Origin of the sequence: Alcanivorax sp. 1008 (genome assembly GCF_020667895.1) — a bacterium.
GTDB lineage: Bacteria > Pseudomonadota > Gammaproteobacteria > Pseudomonadales > Alcanivoracaceae > PGZG01.
The window spans coordinates 169,124-190,473 of record NZ_JAFMPS010000002.1 but is presented as its reverse complement, the minus strand read 5'-3'; the positions used below and the strand labels follow the sequence as shown (position 1 = coordinate 190,473).

General features: G+C 56.6%; 21 protein-coding genes. 7 read left to right on the top strand and 14 right to left on the bottom strand.

Features of this window, described 5'->3' with window-relative positions; all coding sequences use genetic code 11:
• Positions 1–13 precede the first annotated feature (13 nt).
• Genes J1C54_RS03690 through J1C54_RS03675 form a run of 4 tightly spaced genes read left to right on the top strand, consistent with a single transcriptional unit; the run spans position 14 to position 3,023 of the window.
• Positions 14–463, top strand: coding sequence for a chemotaxis protein CheW (locus J1C54_RS03690; protein WP_229144613.1), 450 nt, complete (start codon positions 14–16; stop codon positions 461–463).
• On the top strand, positions 463–1,470 hold the full coding sequence (locus tag J1C54_RS03685) for an MBL fold metallo-hydrolase (RefSeq protein ID WP_229144612.1): 1,008 nt from the start codon (positions 463–465) through the stop codon (positions 1,468–1,470). The genes J1C54_RS03690 and J1C54_RS03685 overlap by 1 nt, the downstream gene beginning before the upstream one ends.
• The gene (locus J1C54_RS03680; RefSeq protein WP_229144611.1) at positions 1,467–2,444 is read left to right on the top strand and encodes a lysophospholipid acyltransferase family protein; all 978 of its coding nucleotides are present in this window, start codon (positions 1,467–1,469) and stop codon (positions 2,442–2,444) included. Before J1C54_RS03685 ends, J1C54_RS03680 begins: the two co-directional genes overlap by 4 nt.
• 21 nt (positions 2,445–2,465) lie before the next feature.
• On the top strand, positions 2,466–3,023 hold the full coding sequence (locus tag J1C54_RS03675) for a cytochrome b (protein WP_229144609.1): 558 nt from the start codon (positions 2,466–2,468) through the stop codon (positions 3,021–3,023).
• A gap of 14 nt (positions 3,024–3,037) precedes the next feature.
• Here J1C54_RS03675 and J1C54_RS03670 read toward each other — a convergent pair whose 3' ends face one another.
• The 6 genes from J1C54_RS03670 to J1C54_RS03645 form a co-directional block, all read right to left on the bottom strand.
• Positions 3,038–3,757, bottom strand: a complete 720-nt coding sequence (locus J1C54_RS03670) for a 16S rRNA (uracil(1498)-N(3))-methyltransferase (RefSeq protein WP_229144607.1) — start codon at positions 3,755–3,757, stop codon at positions 3,038–3,040.
• A 16-nt stretch (positions 3,758–3,773) separates the two neighbouring features.
• Positions 3,774–5,126, bottom strand: coding sequence for an adenosylmethionine--8-amino-7-oxononanoate transaminase (locus J1C54_RS03665; protein WP_229144605.1), 1,353 nt, complete (start codon positions 5,124–5,126; stop codon positions 3,774–3,776).
• Positions 5,127–5,418: 292 nt separating this feature from the next.
• Positions 5,419–6,804, bottom strand: a complete 1,386-nt coding sequence (locus J1C54_RS03660) for an SDR family NAD(P)-dependent oxidoreductase (protein ID WP_229144603.1) — start codon at positions 6,802–6,804, stop codon at positions 5,419–5,421.
• A gap of 58 nt (positions 6,805–6,862) precedes the next feature.
• Entirely contained in the window at positions 6,863–8,104 is a 1,242-nt protein-coding gene (lysA, locus tag J1C54_RS03655) for a diaminopimelate decarboxylase (protein WP_229144601.1), read from the bottom strand.
• Between the two features lie 2 nt (positions 8,105–8,106).
• The gene (locus J1C54_RS03650; RefSeq protein WP_229144599.1) at positions 8,107–8,271 is read right to left on the bottom strand and encodes a lipoprotein; all 165 of its coding nucleotides are present in this window, start codon (positions 8,269–8,271) and stop codon (positions 8,107–8,109) included.
• 44 nt (positions 8,272–8,315) lie between these two features.
• Positions 8,316–8,744 (bottom strand): PaaI family thioesterase, encoded by a 429-nt coding sequence (locus J1C54_RS03645; RefSeq protein ID WP_229144597.1) that lies wholly within the window; start codon positions 8,742–8,744, stop codon positions 8,316–8,318.
• A gap of 262 nt (positions 8,745–9,006) precedes the next feature.
• On the opposite strand from J1C54_RS03645, the gene J1C54_RS03640 reads away from it, so the two are divergent.
• Entirely contained in the window at positions 9,007–9,696 is a 690-nt protein-coding gene (locus J1C54_RS03640; RefSeq protein WP_229144595.1) for a hypothetical protein, read from the top strand.
• On the opposite strand, the gene J1C54_RS03635 is transcribed toward J1C54_RS03640, so the two are convergent.
• The 4 genes from J1C54_RS03635 to J1C54_RS03620 form a co-directional block, all read right to left on the bottom strand.
• Positions 9,691–10,677, bottom strand: a complete 987-nt coding sequence (locus tag J1C54_RS03635; protein ID WP_229144588.1) for a 1-aminocyclopropane-1-carboxylate deaminase/D-cysteine desulfhydrase — start codon at positions 10,675–10,677, stop codon at positions 9,691–9,693. The genes J1C54_RS03640 and J1C54_RS03635 overlap by 6 nt on opposite strands.
• Positions 10,667–11,947: an alanine racemase gene (locus tag J1C54_RS03630; RefSeq protein WP_229144586.1), complete on the bottom strand. Its 1,281-nt coding sequence runs from the start codon at positions 11,945–11,947 to the stop codon at positions 10,667–10,669. The genes J1C54_RS03635 and J1C54_RS03630 overlap by 11 nt, the downstream gene beginning before the upstream one ends.
• The gene (locus tag J1C54_RS03625; RefSeq protein WP_229144584.1) at positions 11,944–13,314 is read right to left on the bottom strand and encodes a D-arabinono-1,4-lactone oxidase; all 1,371 of its coding nucleotides are present in this window, start codon (positions 13,312–13,314) and stop codon (positions 11,944–11,946) included. Before J1C54_RS03625 ends, J1C54_RS03630 begins: the two co-directional genes overlap by 4 nt.
• A gap of 84 nt (positions 13,315–13,398) precedes the next feature.
• On the bottom strand, positions 13,399–14,325 hold the full coding sequence (locus J1C54_RS03620) for an oxidoreductase (RefSeq protein WP_229144576.1): 927 nt from the start codon (positions 14,323–14,325) through the stop codon (positions 13,399–13,401).
• A gap of 265 nt (positions 14,326–14,590) precedes the next feature.
• Here J1C54_RS03620 and J1C54_RS03615 point away from each other — a divergent pair, with 265 nt between their 5' ends.
• Complete coding sequence (locus J1C54_RS03615; RefSeq protein WP_229144571.1) at positions 14,591–16,660, top strand: PhoX family phosphatase; 2,070 nt, start codon at positions 14,591–14,593, stop codon at positions 16,658–16,660.
• Positions 16,661–16,707: 47 nt separating this feature from the next.
• Here J1C54_RS03615 and J1C54_RS03610 read toward each other — a convergent pair whose 3' ends face one another.
• From J1C54_RS03610 to trxA, 4 genes are all read right to left on the bottom strand, one after another.
• Positions 16,708–17,511 carry a CPBP family intramembrane glutamic endopeptidase gene (locus J1C54_RS03610; RefSeq protein WP_229144569.1) on the bottom strand — a complete coding sequence of 268 codons (804 nt, stop codon included), beginning with the start codon at positions 17,509–17,511 and terminating at the stop codon, positions 16,708–16,710.
• A gap of 3 nt (positions 17,512–17,514) precedes the next feature.
• Positions 17,515–17,799, bottom strand: coding sequence for a DUF1244 domain-containing protein (locus J1C54_RS03605; RefSeq protein ID WP_229144567.1), 285 nt, complete (start codon positions 17,797–17,799; stop codon positions 17,515–17,517).
• A gap of 70 nt (positions 17,800–17,869) precedes the next feature.
• Positions 17,870–19,129, bottom strand: coding sequence for a transcription termination factor Rho (gene rho / locus J1C54_RS03600; protein ID WP_229144565.1), 1,260 nt, complete (start codon positions 19,127–19,129; stop codon positions 17,870–17,872).
• A 223-nt stretch (positions 19,130–19,352) separates the two neighbouring features.
• Entirely contained in the window at positions 19,353–19,679 is a 327-nt protein-coding gene (gene trxA, locus J1C54_RS03595; RefSeq protein WP_229144563.1) for a thioredoxin TrxA, read from the bottom strand.
• A 174-nt stretch (positions 19,680–19,853) separates the two neighbouring features.
• Between trxA and ppx the strand changes: the two genes are divergently transcribed.
• The gene (ppx, locus tag J1C54_RS03590; RefSeq protein ID WP_255612486.1) at positions 19,854–21,350 is read left to right on the top strand and encodes an exopolyphosphatase; all 1,497 of its coding nucleotides are present in this window, start codon (positions 19,854–19,856) and stop codon (positions 21,348–21,350) included.

Sequence of the window (21,350 nt, the reverse complement as noted above, 5' to 3'; positions counted from 1 at the left end):
TTAGGAGAATAATATGGCTGAATTGCCGAAAGAAATTCCCGGGTTGCTGATCCCGATGCATGGCCGCCCATGGGTGGTTCCCAATATTGTCGTGGCGGAAATCATTCCCCTACGCCAGCCTGACCGTCCTGGCCATGGTCCTGAATGGCTGTTGGGCTGGCTCAGCTGGCGTGATCAGGATATTCCCTTGCTGTCGTTTGAGAGACTTAATGAAAGTGGTCAGGTAACCATCGGGCCGGAAGCGCGGATAGCGGTAATTAACACCGTTACCGGCAAGCTGAAATTCTATGCAGTGATTATCCAGGGGATCCCGCGTCAGTCTCGTATTGGCAAGGACGATTTGGTTGAGGAGCCCGTAGATAATGGCCCAGCGGAATCCATGTATGTGCAGATGGGTGGAGACCTTGCGGTGATTCCGGACCTCGATGCCATAGAGCAGGCGATTTCAGGCCTGATGCATTAATGAGCGTAGATCGTGCCCGGCTTGCCCAGCTTGCCAGTCAGTCCACGTTCTACAAGGGCAGGTTTCGTAATCTCGAACGCATCCCATCCCATGGGTTAAAAGATTTTTTTCGATGGCAGATCGAGTCCGGCGGAGGCTTTCCGCCGGGGAAGCGATTCCCTCTTCTCAAGCCCGATCCGCACCTGTTGGCGGAGCCAGCTAAGGTGCCGCGCCTTACCTGGCTTGGACATGCTTCTTTCCTGTTCCAGTTCAGAAATTGCAATGTACTGACAGACCCGGTTTTCTCCGAGCGCTGTAGCCCGGTACAGTTCATCGGTCCTAAACGCTATACCCCGGCGCCCCTTCAGGTAGGCGAGCTGCCGCCGATTACTCATGTCCTGATTTCACACAATCACTACGATCATCTTGACGAAAAAACCGTGCGTGACCTGCATCGACGTTTTGGCAGTAAATTGCAATTTTTTGTTCCTACCGGAGTGGCGGATTGGTTTACAAAGCGCGGCATCACCAATGTGGTGGAACTCGGCTGGTGGCAGGCATCCATAGACTCCCATGGTGAGGCGGAACTGTTTTGTTTGCCGACGCAGCATTTTAGTGGCCGTAGCGCGACGGATCGGAATGCCAGCTTGTGGTGTAGCTGGCTGATGGAAGTTGACGGCTTCCGTCTCTATTTTGGGGGCGATACCGGGTATGCATCTTTGTTTCGAGATATTGGCTCCCTGTTCGCACCGATTGATCTGGCGCTACTACCCATCGGTGCCTATGATCCGCGCTGGTTTATGGGGCCTGTCCATGTCGATCCTGATGAGGCTTTGCGAATCCATCAGGATATTGGTGCGCGCTGCTCAGTGGCGATGCACTGGGGCACCTTTGTGCTGACCAGTGAAGCAATGGATGAGCCACCACGGCGATTACGCCAAGCGATGGCGCAAGCGGGCATTCAGGATGACGTTTTTCGGGTGTTCCAGCACGGCGAAACACAGCAATTTGCGGAATTGATTAAATGAAAGAAATGCATGTTTGGGAGGCGCGCCTGCTACGCGCGTTTTCCCGGTTGCCATTGTCCTGGGTGGTTGGCCTGGCTTCGATATTGGCGAAGCTGTTTGCCTTTGTTCCCTTATCAGTGGCAACTCCCCATCGTAGCGCGCTGATTAATGCATTGGTTTGCTTCCCCGAAAAGAACTGGCAGGCAGCAAAAAAGTTTGCCCGCCAATCTGTCATAGAGACTGCCCGAACCCTGGCGGGCTACAGCCATGTGTGGCTCCGGCCGCCGGAGGAAACGCTTTCCCGAATAACTAAAGTGCAAGGTTTGCAGGCCTGGCAGCAGGCCATAGAAAGTGATCGACCAATACTGTACCTGTCCTTACATCAGTCCAGCTGGGAAGTGCCGGTGTTACTGGTCGGAAAAAATGACCCAGGTGCGCTTATCATGTACCAGCCGGTAGAAGGTAGTGCTCTGGAAGGGCTGGTTAAAAAGGGTAGAGAGGCAACGGGTTGCACTCTGATTCCGACTAATGGAGAAGGTGTGCGGGCGGCGCTGGCTGGGCTTGCCCACGGTAAGTCCATGGCACTACTGGCAGACCATGAGCCGGGAGGGCGGAGCAACCCTTTTGTGCCATTCTTTGGTCATGATGTGATGGTGCCAGCGTTTATCTACAAAGTGATCAAGCGCTTTCAGCCCCATGTCTTTTTTATAAGTGCCCAGCGTAGCGATGATTATCACTATGAAGTCTGGCTGGATCAGGCTGATCCAGCCATGCTCGCCATGAATGAACATGATACGCTAAAGGCCATGACCGCGGGCTTCGAGACTATTATTCGGCGCAACCCCACCCAGTACCAATGGACCTACAAGCGGTTCAGGCGTGGCCCAGGCGGAGCGCGAGGTTGGTATAGGCCGGCGGCGCTCAAGCGTCTGCAGGCAGGCGAGTCACCCGCTAGCGTATTTGTTGAGCCAAAACCTGTTTCCAAGGATGAATAACCAGAAGGCTGGAGATCTACCATGATTGGTAATACTGAAATTTCCTGGGGCTGGATGGCCAAACTGTTTCACTGGCTAATGTTTTTGGTGATTGTTGGTGCCTACGTAGCGGTCAACATGCACGAAATGTTTGAAGAGGGTTCCGCCCAGCGGGACTGGTGGATGATGCTCCACAAGAGCTGTGGTTTGACGGTTTTTGTCCTGGTTTGGTTGCGCCTGGGATGGCGTATGGGGCAGCCAGTGCCGGAAAATTTTGCAGGCCCGCTGATGAGCAAGCTGGCCAGTATCGGCCATGGGTTGCTTTATCTGCTGATGATTGTGGTGCCGGCTTCGGCCCTGCTTATGTCGCAACTTGCGGGCTATCCCGTGAGCTGGTTTGGCCTGGTTGAATTACCAGTTTGGCTGGATGTAAATAAAGAGCTGGCCGGACAGTTAAAAGACCTGCATGCGGAAGTGCTGGCGCCAGCATTATTTGTGCTAATCATTGCGCATCTGCTCGGCGCATTGTGGCATCACTACTTTGACAAGGATGACATTCTTAAGCGGATGTTGCCCTTCTGGCGCAGTCGCGGCTTGTAGCTCTGGCCTTCAAGTTATTCTCCGCGCGCCATCCAGATTGCTGCCAGCAGGGCAGAGGGAGCCGTCTCGGCGCGCAGCACCCTTTGTCCCAGTGCAAACGGACGAAAACCCCGCTTGCCAGCGTGCTCCAACTCCTCAGCACTGAAGCCCCCTTCTGGCCCGGTAAGCAATTGGATGTCGCTGGCGTCCTGCAAGGCAGCGGGAGGTAAAGGCTGCTCGCCTGGATGGGCAATTAGCTTTAGCGTGTCATTCTGTTGCTGCAGATATTCGTCCAGGCTCAGTGGGGCATGGATAAGCGGAATCCTGTTCATGCCGCATTGCTCGCAGGCGCTGGTCACAACCTGTTGCCAGTGTGGCAGGCGCTTGTCCAGACGTCCTCCACCAAGGCGTACTTCGGTGCGAGAAGTGGTAATCAGTTGAAAGGACGCTGCGCCAAGTTCGGTGCCTTTTTGCAGCGCATAGTCCATCCGATCTCCCTTGATTACTGGCAGTGCCAGATGCACGGCGCAGGACGGCGTTCGGTCTGTTTGTTGAAACTCAAGCGGTAGCACCTGCACCTGGCGTTTGCCAATGGCTTCAATACGCGCACGCCACTCTCCACCCTTGCCATTGAACAGGGTGATTTCATTGCCAGGCTGCATCCTCAGCACCTTACTGATGTGATGGCTGGCGTCCTCACCCAGCTCGACAATGCTGTCCAGCTGGAAGTTCTGGTTATCGAAAAAGCGGCGCATCTGGCTTTCCTGTGATTTAGTCGCGAGTCGCGATATCAATACCTTCCATGGCAACCTTGGCCAGATGGTCAATCTGTTCAGGAGTGATGACATACGGAGGCATAAAGTAGGTTACGCTGCCGAGCGGTCGGAGTAGGGCCTGACGGGTCAGCGCGTGTTGATAGACACGCATGCCGCGACGTTCGCGCCAGTCATAGGGGGTCCGAGATGCCTTGTCGCGAACCATTTCCACGGCGGCAATCATGCCGGTTTGACGGACCTCTGCCACATGGGGGTGATCATTCAATGGTTCCAGTGCGCGCGCCATATGGGCGGACAGCACGCGATTGTTTTCAATCACATTGTCGGTGGCGAAAATGTCCATAGTGGCATTGGCAGCAGCGCAGGCCAGTGGGTTGCCGGTATAACTATGTGAGTGCAGGAAGGCGCGCAGGGTATCGTAATCGTCATAAAACATTTGATAGATATGGTCGCTGGTGAGCACTGCGCAAAGTGGCAGATAGCCACCGGTCAGGCCTTTTGACAGGGCCATAAAATCCGGCGTGATACCCGCCTGCTCGCAGGCAAATAGCGTGCCGGTGCGGCCAAAGCCTACGGCGATTTCGTCAGCAATCAGGTGGACCCCATAGCGATCACAGGCCTCCCGTAGCAGCTTTAGATAAATCGGGTGGTACATGCGCATATTGCCAGCACATTGAACCAGTGGCTCCACGATAACAGCGCAAATTTCTTCATGTTTTTCAGCAAGAATTTTTTGCATGCCCTCAAACTGTCGGCGTGAATGCTGCTCCCAGCTTTCCCCGGGTTCGCGGTGGTAGCAGTCCGGACTGGGCGCGGTGAGCACTTCCATTAGCAGAGGTTTGTAGGTGTGCTTATAAAGATCGACATCACCAACAGCCAGAGCGGCAAGTGTTTCGCCATGATAGCTGTTGCCAAGAGTGACAAAGCGTTTCTTTTTCGGCTTGCCCGCGTTTTGCCAGTAGTGAAAGCTCATTTTCAGTGCGACTTCGATACCAGAGGAACCGTTGTCAGCAAAAAATACCCGGGATAGTCCCGGCGCAGTCAGGCCAACCAGTCTCTCCGCCAGTTCAATTACTGGCTCATGGCTGAAGCCTGCCAGAATGACATGCTCAAGTTTCTCCAGCTGATCGCGCACGGCACTATTGATGCGTGGGTTGGCGTGGCCAAAAATATTTACCCACCAGGAGCTGACAGCATCGATATATCGATTGCCATCAAAGTCTTCCAGCCAGACTCCTTCACCGCGGCGGATTGGAATCACGGGTAGTGACTGGTGATCCTTCATTTGCGTGCAGGGATGCCAGAGCACCTCCAGGTCACGGTTCATCAGGGCTTGATTGCTGGACATAGCGACTCCACAGGTTGCGCTGCATGATGATACGGGTCAGATGCTCTGGCCGCAAAAGCAGTGTCAGAAGTCGATGAGCAGGTAGCAGACAAAAAAAACCGACGGAATCAGGGGGGATGCCGTCGGCCAAGAGTTGCAGTTTGCGAAGCGGCACTAAGTCGGGGGGACAGCAGGCCGGCTGGGGGACCGGCGTGCCGCTTCGCAAAACCATGTTCTCGAACATGCTGTGAACAGGGAGTGACGAGGTTTCACGGCATAGCTGGATGTTGTAAAGCAATGCTGTGAAGTGAGATCAGGTGTTGCTCTCAAGCCACTGCAGCAATGTGCTGCATTGATCCTTGCTCACCGCCGTGCCGGGGAGTACCGAGGTGGGCCTTGGCTGTCGGTCGAACCAGAACTTGCCACTGTGACCAATGGGAGCCTGACTGCTGGCCAGCCACACCATGGTATCGGCGCCCATGCGGCTATCGCGAAGCCAGCCCTGCATGCGCCGGTTAAAGGCGGGTAGAGACTTTGCCACGCCTGGAGTTGCGGCCCAGCCCGGGTGCATGCTGCTGAAGAAAATCTGTGGATTTTGTTGCGCCCAGTATTCTGTCACTGCAACCAGCGCCCGCTTTGCTCGGGCATAGGCCTTGCTGCCATCGTAGGGCTCGTTGGCGAACTGCATGTCACCAAGTTTCAGTGGCTGCAGATACATGCCGCCGCTGGACACATTAATGACCCTGCCCCGCGCCTGTGAAAGGGATGGCAGCAGCAGGTTGGTCAGTAGCCACGGACAAAGCAGATTGATGGCCAGAGCGCGCTCATGACCGTCTGCGGTGAGGCCATGTTCCGCAAACAGCGCGCCAGCGTTATTGATCAGTATGTCGATACGCGGATATCGATTGGCCAACTCGGCGCCCACCCGCTTTACCTCGGCCAGCGATGACAGCTCGGCCTCGCAGGTGCTCACCTTATCGGTGGCGGCACCACTGAACTCGCGCACCGATCTTGCTGCCCGGGCGACCTTGAGGGAGTCGCGGCCTACCAGAACAACGCTCGCGCCCAGTCTGGACAGCTCACAGGCTGCGGCCAGCCCGAGGCCGGTGGTGGCGCCGGTGATCACCGCGGTCTTGCCACCCACAGAATCGGACAGCCCCTTGTTTGCCATGGCCAAATAGCCATGTTCGGTGAAGCGTAGTGCTGCCGGTAGCAGCAGGGCATGGCCAAGTCGGTCGGCCAGTCCCGGGCGCTGAATTTCAGTCTGCCTGGTCAGTGCCTGCTGCAAGCCGTTAACTGCCCGTTTGCCCATACGCACCATGAGCGGATTGAGCAGTTTTTCAACGTGACCAGCAGGCCCCTGAAAACGCAGCTCAGCGTGATACTCGATGTCAGTAGAGTCAGGGCCGACAGAGCGCAGGCGGATCACATCGTGGGCGCTGAAGCCATCACCCTGACCCTGAAGATCAATACGCAGCGGAGCATCCAGCGCAGTCACCGTGTAGCGCATGGGCACCCGTCGCCCGGCGCTATTCAGGATCAGGTCGAACTCGCTACCCGGCTTTGGTTCGCCGGGAGTCAGTTTGCTGGCCCTGTAGACGCCCGGATCCCACTGCTCGCTAGTGGAAAAATCAGCCAAATAGCGAAAGCAGTCGGCGATTGGTCGGGGGACCCTGATGGTTTCCTGCAGAGTGATCATGGTGCTGTCCTGATTCAGATGGTGCCATTCTCACGAAGTGCGAGTGAAGAGCACATGATCAGGGCAGCAGACTTTCCAGACGCAACTGCTCGTCGTAGGTTTCCCGTTGCCGAACCAGATAGGCCTGGTCGCCATCCACCATGACTTCGGCGGCACGATTGCGACTGTTGTAATTGCTTGCCATGGAGAAGCCATAGGCACCGGCAGAACGGATTGCCAGCAGGTCACCGCTTTCCAGGGCCAGGGTGCGCTCCTTGCCAAGAAAGTCTCCGGTTTCGCACACCGGACCAACGATATCCCATTGGCGACAATCGGCATCGTGTGGCTGCACCGGAATGATCTCCATCCAGGCGGAATACAGGCTTGGTCGAATCAGATCATTCATGGCGCCATCAACAATGGCGAAATTCTTTTCCGCCGTTGGCTTCAAATACAAAACCTTGCTGACAAATAACCCGGCGTTGGCAGCAATAGCGCGGCCCGGCTCGATATGTACCGGCATGTCTGCAGGAATATGCTTGAGCAGTGCCGCAATATATTCTGCTGGCTCCGGTGGTGTTTCATCGCGATAGCGCACGCCAAGGCCGCCGCCAAGATCAAGATGACGAATCGGAATGCCCTTGGCCTGCAGTCGCTCGACCAGATCCAGCACCCGCTTGAGCGCATCTTCAAAGGGCGTCAGTTTGGTCAGCTGGCTACCAATATGACAATCGACGCCAATCACCTCAATGTGCGGCAAATCTGCGGCGTGCTGATAAAGCGCTGGAGCCTGTTCGATATCGACGCCGAATTTATTTTCCTTCAAGCCGGTGGAAATATAGGGGTGAGTCTGGGCATCCACATCCGGGTTGACGCGGATAGCAATGCGGGCAACCTGATCCTGTTCGCCGGCAACAAGATTGAGCAGCTCCAGCTCAGCAGCAGACTCAACATTAAAACAGTGGATGCCCGCTTTGAGGGCCAGCTCCATTTCATCGGCGGTTTTACCCACGCCAGAAAAAACGATCTTGTCCGGATCGCCGCCGGCGCGCAGCACGCGAGTGAGCTCGCCTCCGGAGACGATGTCAAAGCCGGCGCCAAGCCGAGCTAATACATTTAATACGGCGATATTGGAATTGGCTTTGACGGCGTAGCACACCTGATGGGGGTGCTCGCCAAAAGCCTCATCAAAGGCGCGGAAATGGCGTTCCAGCGTGGCCCGGGAATAGACATACAGTGGCGTGGCAAAGCGCTCAGCCAAATCGGCAACGGCAATTTCCTCGGCAAACAGTTCGCCGTCACGGTACTGAAAATGATCCATGCTCAGGGTCCGGTGGTGAGGTCGGTGGGGGGAGACTCGGCGTCCTGCTTTTCCTGATCTTGCTGTTCGGATTTCACCGGCTTGTCAGGTTCTGCGAAATACAGCGCGCCGCTCTGGCCGCAGGCACTCAGCCACAGGGTTAGCAAAATAAAGGTCAGCAGGCGCACGGAGGTCTCCTTGGTTCAGGGGGCGAGTATAGCCGCTTGCGTCGTCAGCGTCCCCGGCCGGTCAGGATTGACTTGGTCACATTGCCGGTGCCAATCAGACGCTCGCTACCATCTTCGTTGATCACCAGTGCATCGCAGCGCATGGCTCCAAGAGTGCGGCCCAGTCGGTCGACCCAGCTGCGGATCACCACTGTTTCACCGTGCAGGGCGGCGCGTAGCACGCTGGTGTGCACTTCCACGGATACCGGATGCTGGTCGTCGTTCAGTTGTGGCACAACGGCGAAGAAACAGGCCACGTCCATCATTGCGTAAAGAATGCCGCCATGCAGGGCACCCTGAGGGTTGGCGGTGAAGTCGTTGACCGCGAAGCGGACCTCGGCGCGGCCATCGGCGCTATGTACCAGTTCGAGATCACAGGCGCGGTGCAGGGGGTGGTTGAGGACGCCTTCGCGTACCTGTTGCAGTCGGCTCATGGTGGGCTCCGGATTGTTGACGGGCCGCACTGTGCCTGCGCTTGCGGCTGCTGTCTATGACCGGAAGTGGCCTGAATTAATGGCCCGAAAATCATGACTCGCCGGTCATCGGATCGCGCTTCAACCTGCCCGGCATAAGAGTAAAGTATGACGTAGGTCACATTATGACCAGATTGCAGTACCGGTTCCTAGGTCCGGATAAAACAACAATATGGCATCAGGGCGGTGGCCACCATGCGCATCTGTTTGCCGGGAGACGTTTATGAGATTGCTTCTTGCTTTGGTGTTGTTGTGCCCGGCCTGGGTCATGGCAGATACCGATGATTTTGTTCTGGGTCTTTTTCGTCTTGAGCGTTGTGCCTTTATGTCGTCCTCGGACAATGCACGGGTGGATCGAGTTGAGGAGTGCCGAGACATTCTCGCTGATGTAGATGCCACCTTTACAGAGCTGGGTGATTTGGAGTCTGCAGAGCTGGTTGACTCGCTTGCCGAAAACTGGGCTCAGCTGACTGAATTGTATGATCGGGGTTTTGATGATCCGACATCATTTCGCGATCACTACACCTCAGATGATATTCGTCTCAACCGTATCGCGTTGGTCGAGACGCTAGGTGACAGGATTCCCAGCCCGCCGAACCCGGTGGCGTTGGCGGTGTTAATGGAGCGTACCGCCAGCGAATATATCTGGCGCGCCGAAGCGACCATGGGTGCGGGCATGAGTGCCACCGAGATTCTTGATCTGGAAACCATGGTGATGGATATGGATGGTCAGTTCGAGAATCTTCGCGACCGCTTTCCGCAGGATTCTGGTCTGCGTTATGCCTACTCCCGCTACCAGTTTATTCGTGGTTCGTTGTTGAATTACAACTCCGACACGGTGCCCTATCTGGTGGACCGTTATTCCAGCGACATCACGGAAGTGCTGCGTAAGATGGAGCGCGTTAAGTCATAACTCATTGCCGCGGGCAAACGTTTGCCAGAACAGCACCGCTTGCCGGTGCTGTCTGGTTAGCGTCAGAGCGGCGGCGAAGGCCTTGCCGCTGTAGGTGCTTTCCAGTTCCAGACCATTTTTGCCGCCACTGCTGATGGCGTGGCGCGAATCAGGGGTAGCCACCCCGTAACCTTCACCAAAATACTCTTCATGCCAAAGCCACTGCGCATTGCATTTCGCCGGCAGTGTACTGTCTGCGTTGCGCAGTGAGCGCCAGACCTGGTCGACCATGCCGCTAACCACATCGGGATGACATGCAGTGAAAGAGCCGACCTTGGCCGGTGCCACCTGTATGGCATGAACGGTAACCTGCGGTAATACCAAGGCCGCCCCGGCGATAATTCCTGCCACCGTGGCGCCGCTACCTGCAGCAACCACAATATGTTTTGGCGCCGGCAATTCGCCGTTACGGATTTGCTGGTCAAGCTCGAGCATGGCATTAACATAGGCAAAGGTTGCCACCGGAGCAGAGCAGCCGGCGTAGAGAAAATAGCTTTTTCGGTCAAGCCGGCGCGGGTGCAAATACCAGTTCAGCGCGGCTGAAAAAAGACTACCTCTTGCCGTCAGTGTGGCGCCGGCATTACGCATTATTCGTTGATTGAGCCTGACGATGTCGGTTTCCGGCTGCGGAAAGGTAATTACCTCGCAGTGCAGATTCTCCCGCTGACACATTAGTGCAGTGGCTACCCCGGCATTGGTGCCTGTAGCACCCATAGTAATGACCCGGTTGGCCTGTCGGCGACGAATGTCCGCCAGAACAAACTCAAGTTTTCGCGGCTTGTTACCACCTTGATCGCTGCGGGTCAGATCATCTCGTTTGATAAACAGCAGATCGCTGTCGGCAAATTTTTCCACTGGCGTGGGCAATTCACACAGCTCAACCGGCTGTAGAGATGAGAGGGCTGAAAAACGGCGCAGCAGGGGGAAATGTTCAGCGGCCATGCCCGGCATCCAGAGGGGGCCACCATTGCGCGTGGCCTTGAGAGTCGAGTGCCAGCAGATCGCCGAACTGAAGCAGCACCGCTTCGCTTTGTGTGGGGCGCAGGAATATCCAGTCATCCACGTTTAGCTGTTGGGATGCAGACCCGTTGAGCATCATTTGATTGGAGCTGCTGCCGTACAGGCTGTTCTCACTCAGACCGGCGGGTGACTCCGGTTTGGCCATCCATTTGCCGCCATAAATAAACAGTGTGGTGGCCCGATTCGGGTCCCAGCTCTGCCAAAGGCTGCCGATGGGCAATGGCCCTGGCATGGTCAGGCCATCCAGCTTTTTCAACACTGGTGTCGCGATAAAGGCGGCCGGCTGAAAGTCCTGCAGCAGCGGCAAGTCAAAGTCCGTCCCTTTGACCAGGCAAGAGCCGGCGGAGACTTCGTTAAGCGGCGAGCTCTCGTCATGCAGGCGAATGGTTGGGCTGCCTGCCCCATTGAGTACTAAGTCATCGCTCCACAGGTCGTTGTGCTGGCTGCGGATGCGATCCACAAAAGATTGGTAAATGGTATTGGATTTGCGCAGCGACGTTTCCGTGCTTTCAATGAATCCCGGCATCTTGCCAACATGGGCGTCATATCCCATCAGGCCTGCCAGTTGCAGATGCTGGGGATGCTGACGAATCAGATTGAGCAAGTCATCAATTTCTTCAGCTTGCCGTAGGCCGCCGCGATGCAGGCCCACATCAATTTCGATGCTGATTCGAAAGCGCTGCTGCAGGGTTTCGGCAAGCGCCAGATACTGTTCAAGACGCGGTAGGCTATCTATCAACCACTGCACTTGCGCGGCTGGATCAAAGCCGTTGCCGGGTTCCAGCTCAGCATAAAACTGCGCCGCCGCCGCAACCGGCATGGGCTTGCCTAAAAGCAGGTCGGCGTCTGGTTCCGCTGCTGCCAGCGCATTCATAAATGGTTGGTGAAAAGTCATCAGGCGCTGGGAGCCGGTTAGCGCCATGACTTCGCGAATCAACGCCAGCGACGGAAGTGACTTGGCAACAATACGAAATGCCTTGCCGGCGGGCAGGTTATCGATCAGTCGTTCGCAGTTGGCACGCAAGCGCTGGCGATCAATAACGAGTAACGGTCGCCCAGCGCCGAGGGACTGCAGCGTGCCCTGCAGGCCGGCGAAATAATCATTGTGTGGTGCGCCACGATCACCCGGCTTTAACCACCATGCGCCGAGGCCCACAGCGGCAGCGCCGATTAGAAACTGACGGCGCTTCATGCTGCAGGCTCACCGAGAATATGGCGCAGGTGAGCGTTCAGCAGCTTGCCCTGGGGGTCGAGCTGGCGACGCAGTGTACGGAAGGTTTCAAGTCCCGGATGCACGCTGGCAAGGCTGGCAGCATCCATAGTATGTAGTTTGCCCCAGTGTGGACGGCCTTCATAACGCTGCATGATCGGCTCCACGGCATTGAACAGGGTGTTGTATTCCTGACGGTGATACTGGTGCACCGATAGCGAAGCACCGGGACGGCCGCTGAACATGCCGATCAGGCTATTGTCCGCAGCGGTGTAGCGAAACTCGATGGGGAAAAATACATTCATGCGGTCGTCGCGGATTTTTGCGCAGACCTCTTCAAGGCACTCCAGACCTTTATCCAGCGGCACCGTATATTCCATTTCATTGAATGGCACGCTGCGTTTCTGGGCATAGATTACGTGGGCTGGGCCGCGCCGGATTTCTTCCTCGACAAAGAAGGTTACCGCTTTCTGAATTGCCGGAATCAGCCAGGGCGCCTTCATTGAAACGTCGCTGGCCAGCTCCAGCAGTTCGTTGCTGTCCGCCTCTGCCGGCGGAGTGTCCGGCTCATCGGTGGTGCGGGTGATTTTGACAATGGCGGTTTCGCCACGGGGGAAGGCAAAGAACTCCAGATTACGCGTCTTGTGGTGTTCCCGCTCCATCAGATCCATGGCGTCGCGCAGGCCCATTACCCGGGTTTCATCCTGCAGCCGATAGGCGGGTACATTTTTAAAGGTCAGTTCGGTAACGATGCCAAGGGCGCCGAGGGAGGCGCAGGCCGCGCGAAACAGATCGCCATCCGCTTCGCTTAGCTCAAGCACCTCGCCATCCACGGTCATCAGGCGCATGCCGGCGACCATGCCAGACAGGCTTGGCAGTGAGGTGCCCGTGCCATGGGTGGAAGTGGCCACCGCACCAGCCAGTGACTGCAGGTTAATGTCCGGCTCGTTCATAAAGCTCTGGCCGATCTCCCAGTTCTGGGCGCTGGCCATGCCGATACGGGTACCGGGGCCGAAGCTGGCGGTAAGGGCATCAGCGTTATGCCGGCGAATGCCGCTCATGCCCTCAAGGGAAATCATGGTGTGGTCGGTGGGCACCAGGCCGCTAAAGGAGTGGCTGCCACCGAACACTCGTACCGTGCCGCTGGCTGCCTTCAGAATCTGCCGCAGGGCGTCCTCATCCATGGGGAAGTGCATGGCTTCCGGGCTGGCGACCTGATTGCCGGACCAGTTCTGCCAATGTAAGGCGCTGGCAGCATTGGCCAGTAGTCGGCCGGGCAGGGCCATGGCGCCGGCGCCCAGCGCCATGGCTTTAAGCAGTGCGCGCCGCTGCAGGTTGATGCTCATCATTGGAAAGCCCTCGCGTGGTTATGGCACTATCGTACCATAACTATCGTGTCTGGCCAGTTGTCTGTTCAAGTCAGCTATGCGGACTCAGCCATGAGGATAGTGCTCGCCGGTGAGCTGCTCTGACAGCTGCCACAGGCGCTGGCCTTTTTCTGCGTCCTGAGCATAGCGGCGGGCGCGGGCCGGTGCCGGTGCGCCCATGGCTTCGAACCAGCCCCTCGGGCCGTAGTAATGACCACCCTCGGCATCCGCAGAGGTGGCGGCGTACAGGGTGGGCCAGGCACCTTTTTCGGCGCTCTGGGTAAACAGCGGCCAAACCAAGTCCACAACCTTACCGATTTTCAAAGGGCTCTGCTCAACAATGCCGGGCACCGCCAGATTGGTGTTGGAAACCCCCGGGTGGCAGGCCAGCGAACGGGTCAATGCTCCCGCTTGCTGCAGCCGTCGATCGAGCTCAATGGCAAACATAAGATTGGCCAGCTTCGATTGGGCATAGGCTTTCTGCCGACCGTACTCACCTTTCAAGGTCAGATTGTCGAAATGAATCTTGCCGCCGCGATGGGCAATGCTGCTCACCGTGACAATGCGCGACCCTGGTACCTTCTCCATCCGCTCAAGCAACTGCAGGGTCAGGGTGAAGTGACCAAAGTGGTTGGTGCCTATTTGCTGTTCAAAGCCATCCTCAGTGAGGCCTTCTTCAAGCCACATCAGCCCGGCATTGTTGAGTAGCAGATCTATCTTTTCCTGCTGATGACGAATCAGGGTGGCGGCGTCACGCACGCTTTTCTGGCTGGAAAGATCAAGCGGCACAAAGGATAGCGAAGCGTTTGGGATGTCCGCACGAATCTCTTCCATTGCCTGGCGAGCCTTCTTTTCATTGCGGCACGCCATCACCACATGGGCGCCGCGTTGGGCCAGTTCACGGGTGGCATGAAAGCCGATGCCACTATTGGCGCCGGTGATCACGGCGACACGGCCATCCTGTGGCGGAATCTGATTCGGGGTCCAGCTCATGATTTCTCCTTAATCGAAATGGCAAAGACGAGGAGGGCAGTGTGCCCAAGTTGTTCGGCGGCCGCACGGTACAGGTGCGCCAATTATTATTCTTTCGGTGTCACAAAGGGTGTCACAAAGGGTGTCACCAAACTGCATTCTGGCTGCCATAAATCTGCTGCCGCTTTTTAATCATTCCGACCATGTTTCGTCATAACCGAATCCTAACCTCGCATCACGCCATTGTGGCGCCATTTCAACATTGTGCCTGTTTCGAGGAAACGTCATGACTATTCAGGAAAATATTGATCAGCAGCTGATTGATAGCGGCAGTGAGCCGATGTCCAATCTGTCGTCTAACACCCATATGGCCGATATTATTCAGGCCCGTTTTTCCCGCCGTACGGTGCTGCAAGGTACGCTGGGCGCTGCAGCTGTGGGCTTCCTCGGTGCTGGCTTGAGCGGTTGTGGTGGCGACTCGAGTAGCGCTGACGGCAGTAAGACGCTGCAAGCGCCGCGTATTACTTTTGACGCCATTCCAACTTCCCGTGCTGACACCATTACTCTGCCAGCGGGCTACCAGTGGACGCCACTGATTCCCTGGGGCACGCCGATCCTGGGAAGCTTTCCCGCATTCCGTGATGACGGCATGAACACCGGCACCGAGCAGTTGCAGCAGGTCGGCTCCCATCATGATGGCATGCACTTCTTCCCCATCAACGGTGCCTCTGATCATGGCCTGCTGGTGTTGAACCATGAGTACATTGACTCAAAAGTATTTCATGCTGACGGCCCCAGTGCGGCGCCGCGCCCGCAGGATGAAGTGCTCAAGGAAATGGCTGCCCACGGTGTTTCTGTTGTGGAAGTCCGTCGCAGCGCAGCCGGCGGTTCCAACTGGGAAGTGGTTGCTGGTGTTTATAACCGTCGTATCACCGCATTGACCGAGATGGAAATGCGTGGCCCGGTTCGTGGCAATGACAAGCTGAAAACAAAGTTCAGCCCCACCGGCGTTCTTGCCCGTGGCACGTTGAACAACTGCTCCCACGGTTACACCCCGTGGGGCACCTACCTGACCTGTGAAGAGAACTGGTCCGGCTACTTCCGTAACTCCACCGACGACTCTGCCAGCCGTCCGCGCGAACAGTTTCGTTATGGTGTGCCCCATTCCGGTCAGACCAGTCGTTACCAGTGGGAAACTGCCACTCCGGCGCTGGGCAACAACCTCAGCACTCGTTTCGATTGCGGCTCCACCGGCGCCTCAGCGGTAGAAGATTTCCGTAATGAAGCCAACACCATGGGCTGGATTGTGGAGATCGACCCGTTTGATCCGTTCTCCACACCGAAGAAGCGCACCACCATGGGCCGCTTTGGCCATGAAGGAATCGTCTTTGCAGCTCCGGTGGTTGGTGAGCCGGTGGTGTTCTATTCCGGCGACGACGCCCGTAACGAATACATCTACAAGTTTGTCAGCAAAAACGTCTACCAGCAGGGAATGCGTGGTGATGATCTGCTCGACGAAGGCATCCTGTATGTTGCCAAGTTCAATGGTGATGGTTCCGGTGAGTGGTTAGCGCTGGATCTGGATGACCCCACTTTCGCAGCGGCGGTAGCGGCGGCAGACGGCAACGTGGTTAGCGGAATTAACTTCGACGGCTTTGCCGATCAGGGTGACGTACTGCTGAATACCCGTTTGGCCGCTGATATTGCCGGCGCCACCAAAATGGATCGCCCGGAGTGGGGCGCAGTATGTCCACGCACTGGCATGGTCTACTTTACTTTGACCAATAACTCCAGCCGCGCCACCACGGACGAACCCAATCCGCGCGCCAGCAACACCACCGGCCATATTATTCGCTGGTTGGAAGATGGCAGCTCTGCTGCAACTTCTTTCCAGTGGGATATCTTTATGCTGGCCGGTGGCACCAGTGGCCCGATGGCCGGCGCGGTGTTCCCCGGTGACGTTTCAGAAATGCCTTTGACCGAGGACAATATCGCTGCAAGCCCGGACGGCATCTGGTTCGACGGCGCCGGTGTATTGTGGATTCAGACAGATATGTCAGGTAATCAGCAGGCAGGTCTAAGCGCCGATGGCGATTTTGGTAATAACCAGATGCTTGCTGCGGAAACCGATACCGGTGTGATTCGCCGCTTCCTGGTTGGCCCCAAGGATGCGGAAGTGACAGGGGTGGTAATGGCGCCGGATCGCAAGACCATGTTTGTTAATATCCAGCATCCAGGTGATCGTTCGCAGCCCGGCGAGTTTACCTCTAACTTCCCGGCTAATGATGGGGTCAGCCGCCCCCGCTCTACCACGGTGGTTATTACCCGCACGGACGGTGGTGTGATTGGCGTTTGATTTAACCTGCTTGTGTTGATATGCCCGGCCTTGTGCCGGGCATTTTTTTATTGGCCGGGAAGCTGGCCGCGCTGAAACAGAGACAACAGGTCCATGCTCACCGCCAGACAAACATGAACAAATACACCGCCCCAGATGGAGCGGCTAAGACTGGCCAGCACACACAGAATAAGTCCGAATAATAACGAGCCAGCACATTCAAGAAATGGCTTGGGCAAATGAATGGTCAGGTACACCAAACTGGATACGTAAATCGAGCCAATGCCCAGCGACGGTTGCAGCCCGCGCAACAGAAAGCCGCGATAGAAGAACTCAATGCAGAAAAACTGCATTACATAGATCAGCTCCCACAGCAGCAGATCAGTCCAGCTACGGCCGGCCAGATGATAAAAAGGATAGGTGTTTAAAAAGGTGCTGTTGAACGAAGCCAGAATGGCCATGCCGGCCATGATGCCGCCGAAGATTGCGTAGTAACGCCAGTGGTGTAACACATCATTCAGGCGAAGTCCGTATTCCATGGGTGACTCGCGCAGTAGCAGCTTGATCGCCAGTACCGGCACCAGTACATAACCAATCAGCAGCCACATGCCCCACCAGGCATGGCCTGACAGCGTTCCCCAGGGGGACTGGCGCAGCCAGCGGAACCAGGGAGCGACGGATTGGTCGGTAAGATTGGCAAACCATTGCAGCCCTTCGCCAAGACTGGTTTGTATGGCAAGGTAATGATTGATGATCAGCGCCACGGACGTGACCACCGCCACAATCAGCATGCGCCGGTGATCAACTGCAGTGGGAAGCGGTTGTTGCAGCAGATTGCGGATGGGGGTCAGCAAGCCTGATCCAGCGGCCACGGCTCAGTCCTTTGGTGGCGCAAACCTGGCCAGTTGCTCTGGCGTTGCTTCGGTCTGATATTTTGCCTTCCACTGGTCGTAGGGCATGCCGTAGATAATTTCGCGGGCGGCACTCTGGTCGATAGCTACGCCCTGTTCGTCAGCGGCGGCCACGTACCACTTCGACAGACAGTTGCGGCAGAATCCGGCCAGATTCATCAGTTCAATATTCTGTACGTCCTTGCGGCTGTCCAGATGCTCCAGCAGGCGGCGGAACACGGCGGCTTCGATGGCAGTGGTATCAGTCATGTCGGCTCCCTGAAAATCGAAAAACAAATGATACAAACGAAAGGGCCGGCTAAGGCCGGCCCGGATCGTCTTACTTGCGCTTCATCGAGTCAAAGAACTCGGCGTTGGTCTTGGTTTGCTTGAGGCGGTCGATCAAAAATTCGATGGCGCCGATTTCGTCCATGGGATGCAGTACCTTGCGCAGAATCCACATGTTCTTCAGTTCGTCTTCGCTGACCAGACGCTCTTCGCGACGGGTGCCGGACTTCTTGATGTTGATGGCCGGGAACACGCGCTTCTCGGAAACCTTGCGGTCCAGATGCAGTTCCATGTTGCCGGTGCCTTTGAATTCCTCAAAGATCACTTCGTCCATCTTCGAGCCGGTTTCTACCAGCGCGGTGGCAAGAATAGTTAGCGAGCCGCCTTCTTCGATGTTTCGAGCCGCACCAAAGAAACGCTTCGGCTTTTCCAGTGCATGGGCATCCACACCACCGGTCAGTACCTTGCCAGAGCTTGGTTGCACGGTGTTGTAGGCGCGGGCCAGACGGGTCACAGAATCAAGCAGGATGATCACATCCTTTTTGTGCTCAACCAGACGCTTGGCTTTCTCGATCACCATTTCGGCCACCTGAACGTGGCGTGCTGGCGGCTCGTCAAAGGTAGAAGCAACCACTTCGCCGCGCACGGTGCGCGACATTTCAGTGACTTCTTCCGGACGCTCGTCGATCAGCAGCACGATCATATGTGCTTCCGGGTTGTTGCGAGCGATGGAATGGGCGATCTGCTGCAGCAGCATGGTCTTACCGGCTTTCGGCGGTGCCACGATCAGGCCGCGCTGGCCTTTGCCGATTGGGGCAACCAGATCGATGATTCTGGAGGTGATGTCTTCGGTGGAGCCATTGCCCAGTTCCATCACCATGCGCTCGGTGGGGAACAGCGGCGTCAGGTTCTCGAACAGGATCTTGTTCTTGGCGTTCTCAGGGCGGTCAAAGTTGATTTCATCAACCTTGAGCATGGCAAAGTAACGTTCGCCTTCTTTAGGGGGGCGAATTTTGCCGGCAATGGTGTCACCAGTGCGCAGATTGAAACGGCGAATCTGGCTGGGGGAAACGTAGATGTCGTCAGGGCCGGCTAGATAGGAGCCCTCGGCGCTGCGCAGGAAACCAAAACCGTCCTGCAGAATTTCAAGCACCCCGTCACCGGAGATATCGTCACCGTTTTTGGCAACTTTCTTCAGAATGGAAAAAATCACATCCTGCTTACGGGTGCGAGCCATGTTATCGAGGCCCGCCTGCTTGGCGATTTCGATCAGTTCGCTGATCGGCTTTTTCTTAAGTTCAGACAGATTCATGGGTGTATGGTCAGGTTCCGGAAATTATCGGGGCTTGCACCGGGGAGGTGCAGGATCAGGGTTTTCGCAAGGGAAAACGGGTTCGGCGAGGGGCCGAAAGTCTAAGGGAGCGTCTAACGCCTGACGGAATCTAACAGCCTGCACCGGGGCTGTCTAGCCCCGGCCGGCCATTATGTGATCAATGGACGGATGGCCCGGTATGGCCGGGCACCACCTGCCAGTCTCAGAGGGTGCTATCGAGGAACGCGGTCAGCTGTGATTTGGACAGTGCACCAACCTTGGTGGCCTCAACACTGCCGCCCTTGAACACCGCCAGAGTCGGGATACCACGCACGCCGAATTTGCGCGGGGTGTCCGGGTTCTCATCGATGTTGATCTTGGCCACAGTCAGCTTGCCCTCGTACTCTTTCGACACCTCGTCGAGGATCGGGGCGATCATTTTGCAGGGGCCGCACCAGGGCGCCCAGTAGTCGACCAGCACCGGACCTTCGGCTTTCAGTACGTCTTGCTCGAAGCTGGCATCGGTGACATGGATGATATCGCCGCTCATGATTCTCTCCTGAAGAAGTATTTATACAGGCGGGCATCATACCAGCACCGGGCCCGGCTGTTTCAAGGAATCGTAACGATGATGTCGATAGAGATTCGCTGTCGATGTCACGATGATCAATCCCATCCCCCTGCAGAGGGCGTACAATCGGCGTGAATAAAGGAGGATTCTGCCTTGCCTGATGAACAGAAACAGCTCGCCGCCATTGATCTTGGCTCCAACAGCTTCCATATGGTGGTGGCCGTACTTGCTCAGAACGAGATTCGTTTACAGGAAGGCCTGTCTGAAAAGGTCCAGCTGGGAGCGGGGCTGGATAGTGATAACCGCCTTACCGAGGACGCCCAGCAACGGGCGCTGGATTGTCTGAGTCGATTTGCCCAGCGCATCCGCGGTATTCCGCTGGGCTCCGTGCGGGTGGTGGGCACCAATACCTTGCGGGTGGCGCGCAATGCCCGCCAGTTCATTGCCCGGGCGGAAAAGCTGCTTGGCCATGACATCGAGATTGTCGCCGGACGGGAAGAAGCACGTCTCATCTATCTCGGCGTTTCCCATACTCTGCCGGACAATGGCGGCAGTCGTCGGCTGGTGGTGGATATTGGCGGCGGCAGCACGGAGCTGATTATTGGTGAGCGCTTCGAATCCGTGGAAACCGAATCCCTGCATATGGGCTGCGTCAGTTTCAGCCAGCGCTACTTCAACAATGGCGAGATCACCGAGAAGCCTTTTAACAAAGCCATTACTGCGGCCCGGCGGGAAGTGCTGTCCATTGAGGCCGCATACCGGAATCTGGGCTGGCAGCAGGCGGTGGGCGCTTCGGGCACCATCAAGGCCATTGCCCAGGTATGCCAGGACAATGGCTGGAGTGATGGTGCTGTCACCCTTGAAGGCTTGCAGAAAATTCGTAAACGGCTATTGCGCAGTGGCCATATCAACAATCTGGATCTGAAAGGCCTGCGTGAGGATCGCGCCGCAATCTTTCCTGCCGGCGTTGCCATCCTGACCGGTATTTTCGAGCAGCTTGGTCTGGAGAAGATGGACTTCTCCAGCGGCGCCCTGCGCGAAGGTGTGCTCTATGATCTGGTCGGCCGCTTCAGTCACGAGGATGTGCGCGAGCGCAGCATTCAGGCAATGATGAAACGTCATCGCGTGGACGAGGTGCAGGCCCAGCGGGTACATGACACCGCCATGGCGTTGCATGGTCAGGCCTGTAAAAGCTGGAAGCTGGCCGGCGATACCCTGATCGATACATTACGTTGGGCCGCGTTGTTGCATGAAGTGGGTTTTGCGGTATCCCACGCCCAGTTTCACAAGCATGGTGCCTACCTGTTATCGAACAGTGATCTGTCCGGGTTCTCCCGTCAGGAGCAGGATCTGGTAGCGTTGCTGATTCGCGCCCATCGGCGCAAGGTGCCGCTGGCCGCATTTGCAGAACGTCAGCCGGAAGAACAGATGCCGTTGCTGCGTCTGGCGCTGCTGCTGCGCATCGCCGCGCTGCTGCATCACGGCCGTTATGACACCGCGCTGCCAGATATTCGCCTGCGTGCCGGTGAAGACACGCTGGCGCTGACATTCCCTGCCGGCTGGTTGAAAGATCATCCGTTAACGCTCGCGGACTTCGAGCAGGAGCAGGAATTTTTCCGCGTCGCCGGCTACACCCTAACCGTAAAGTAG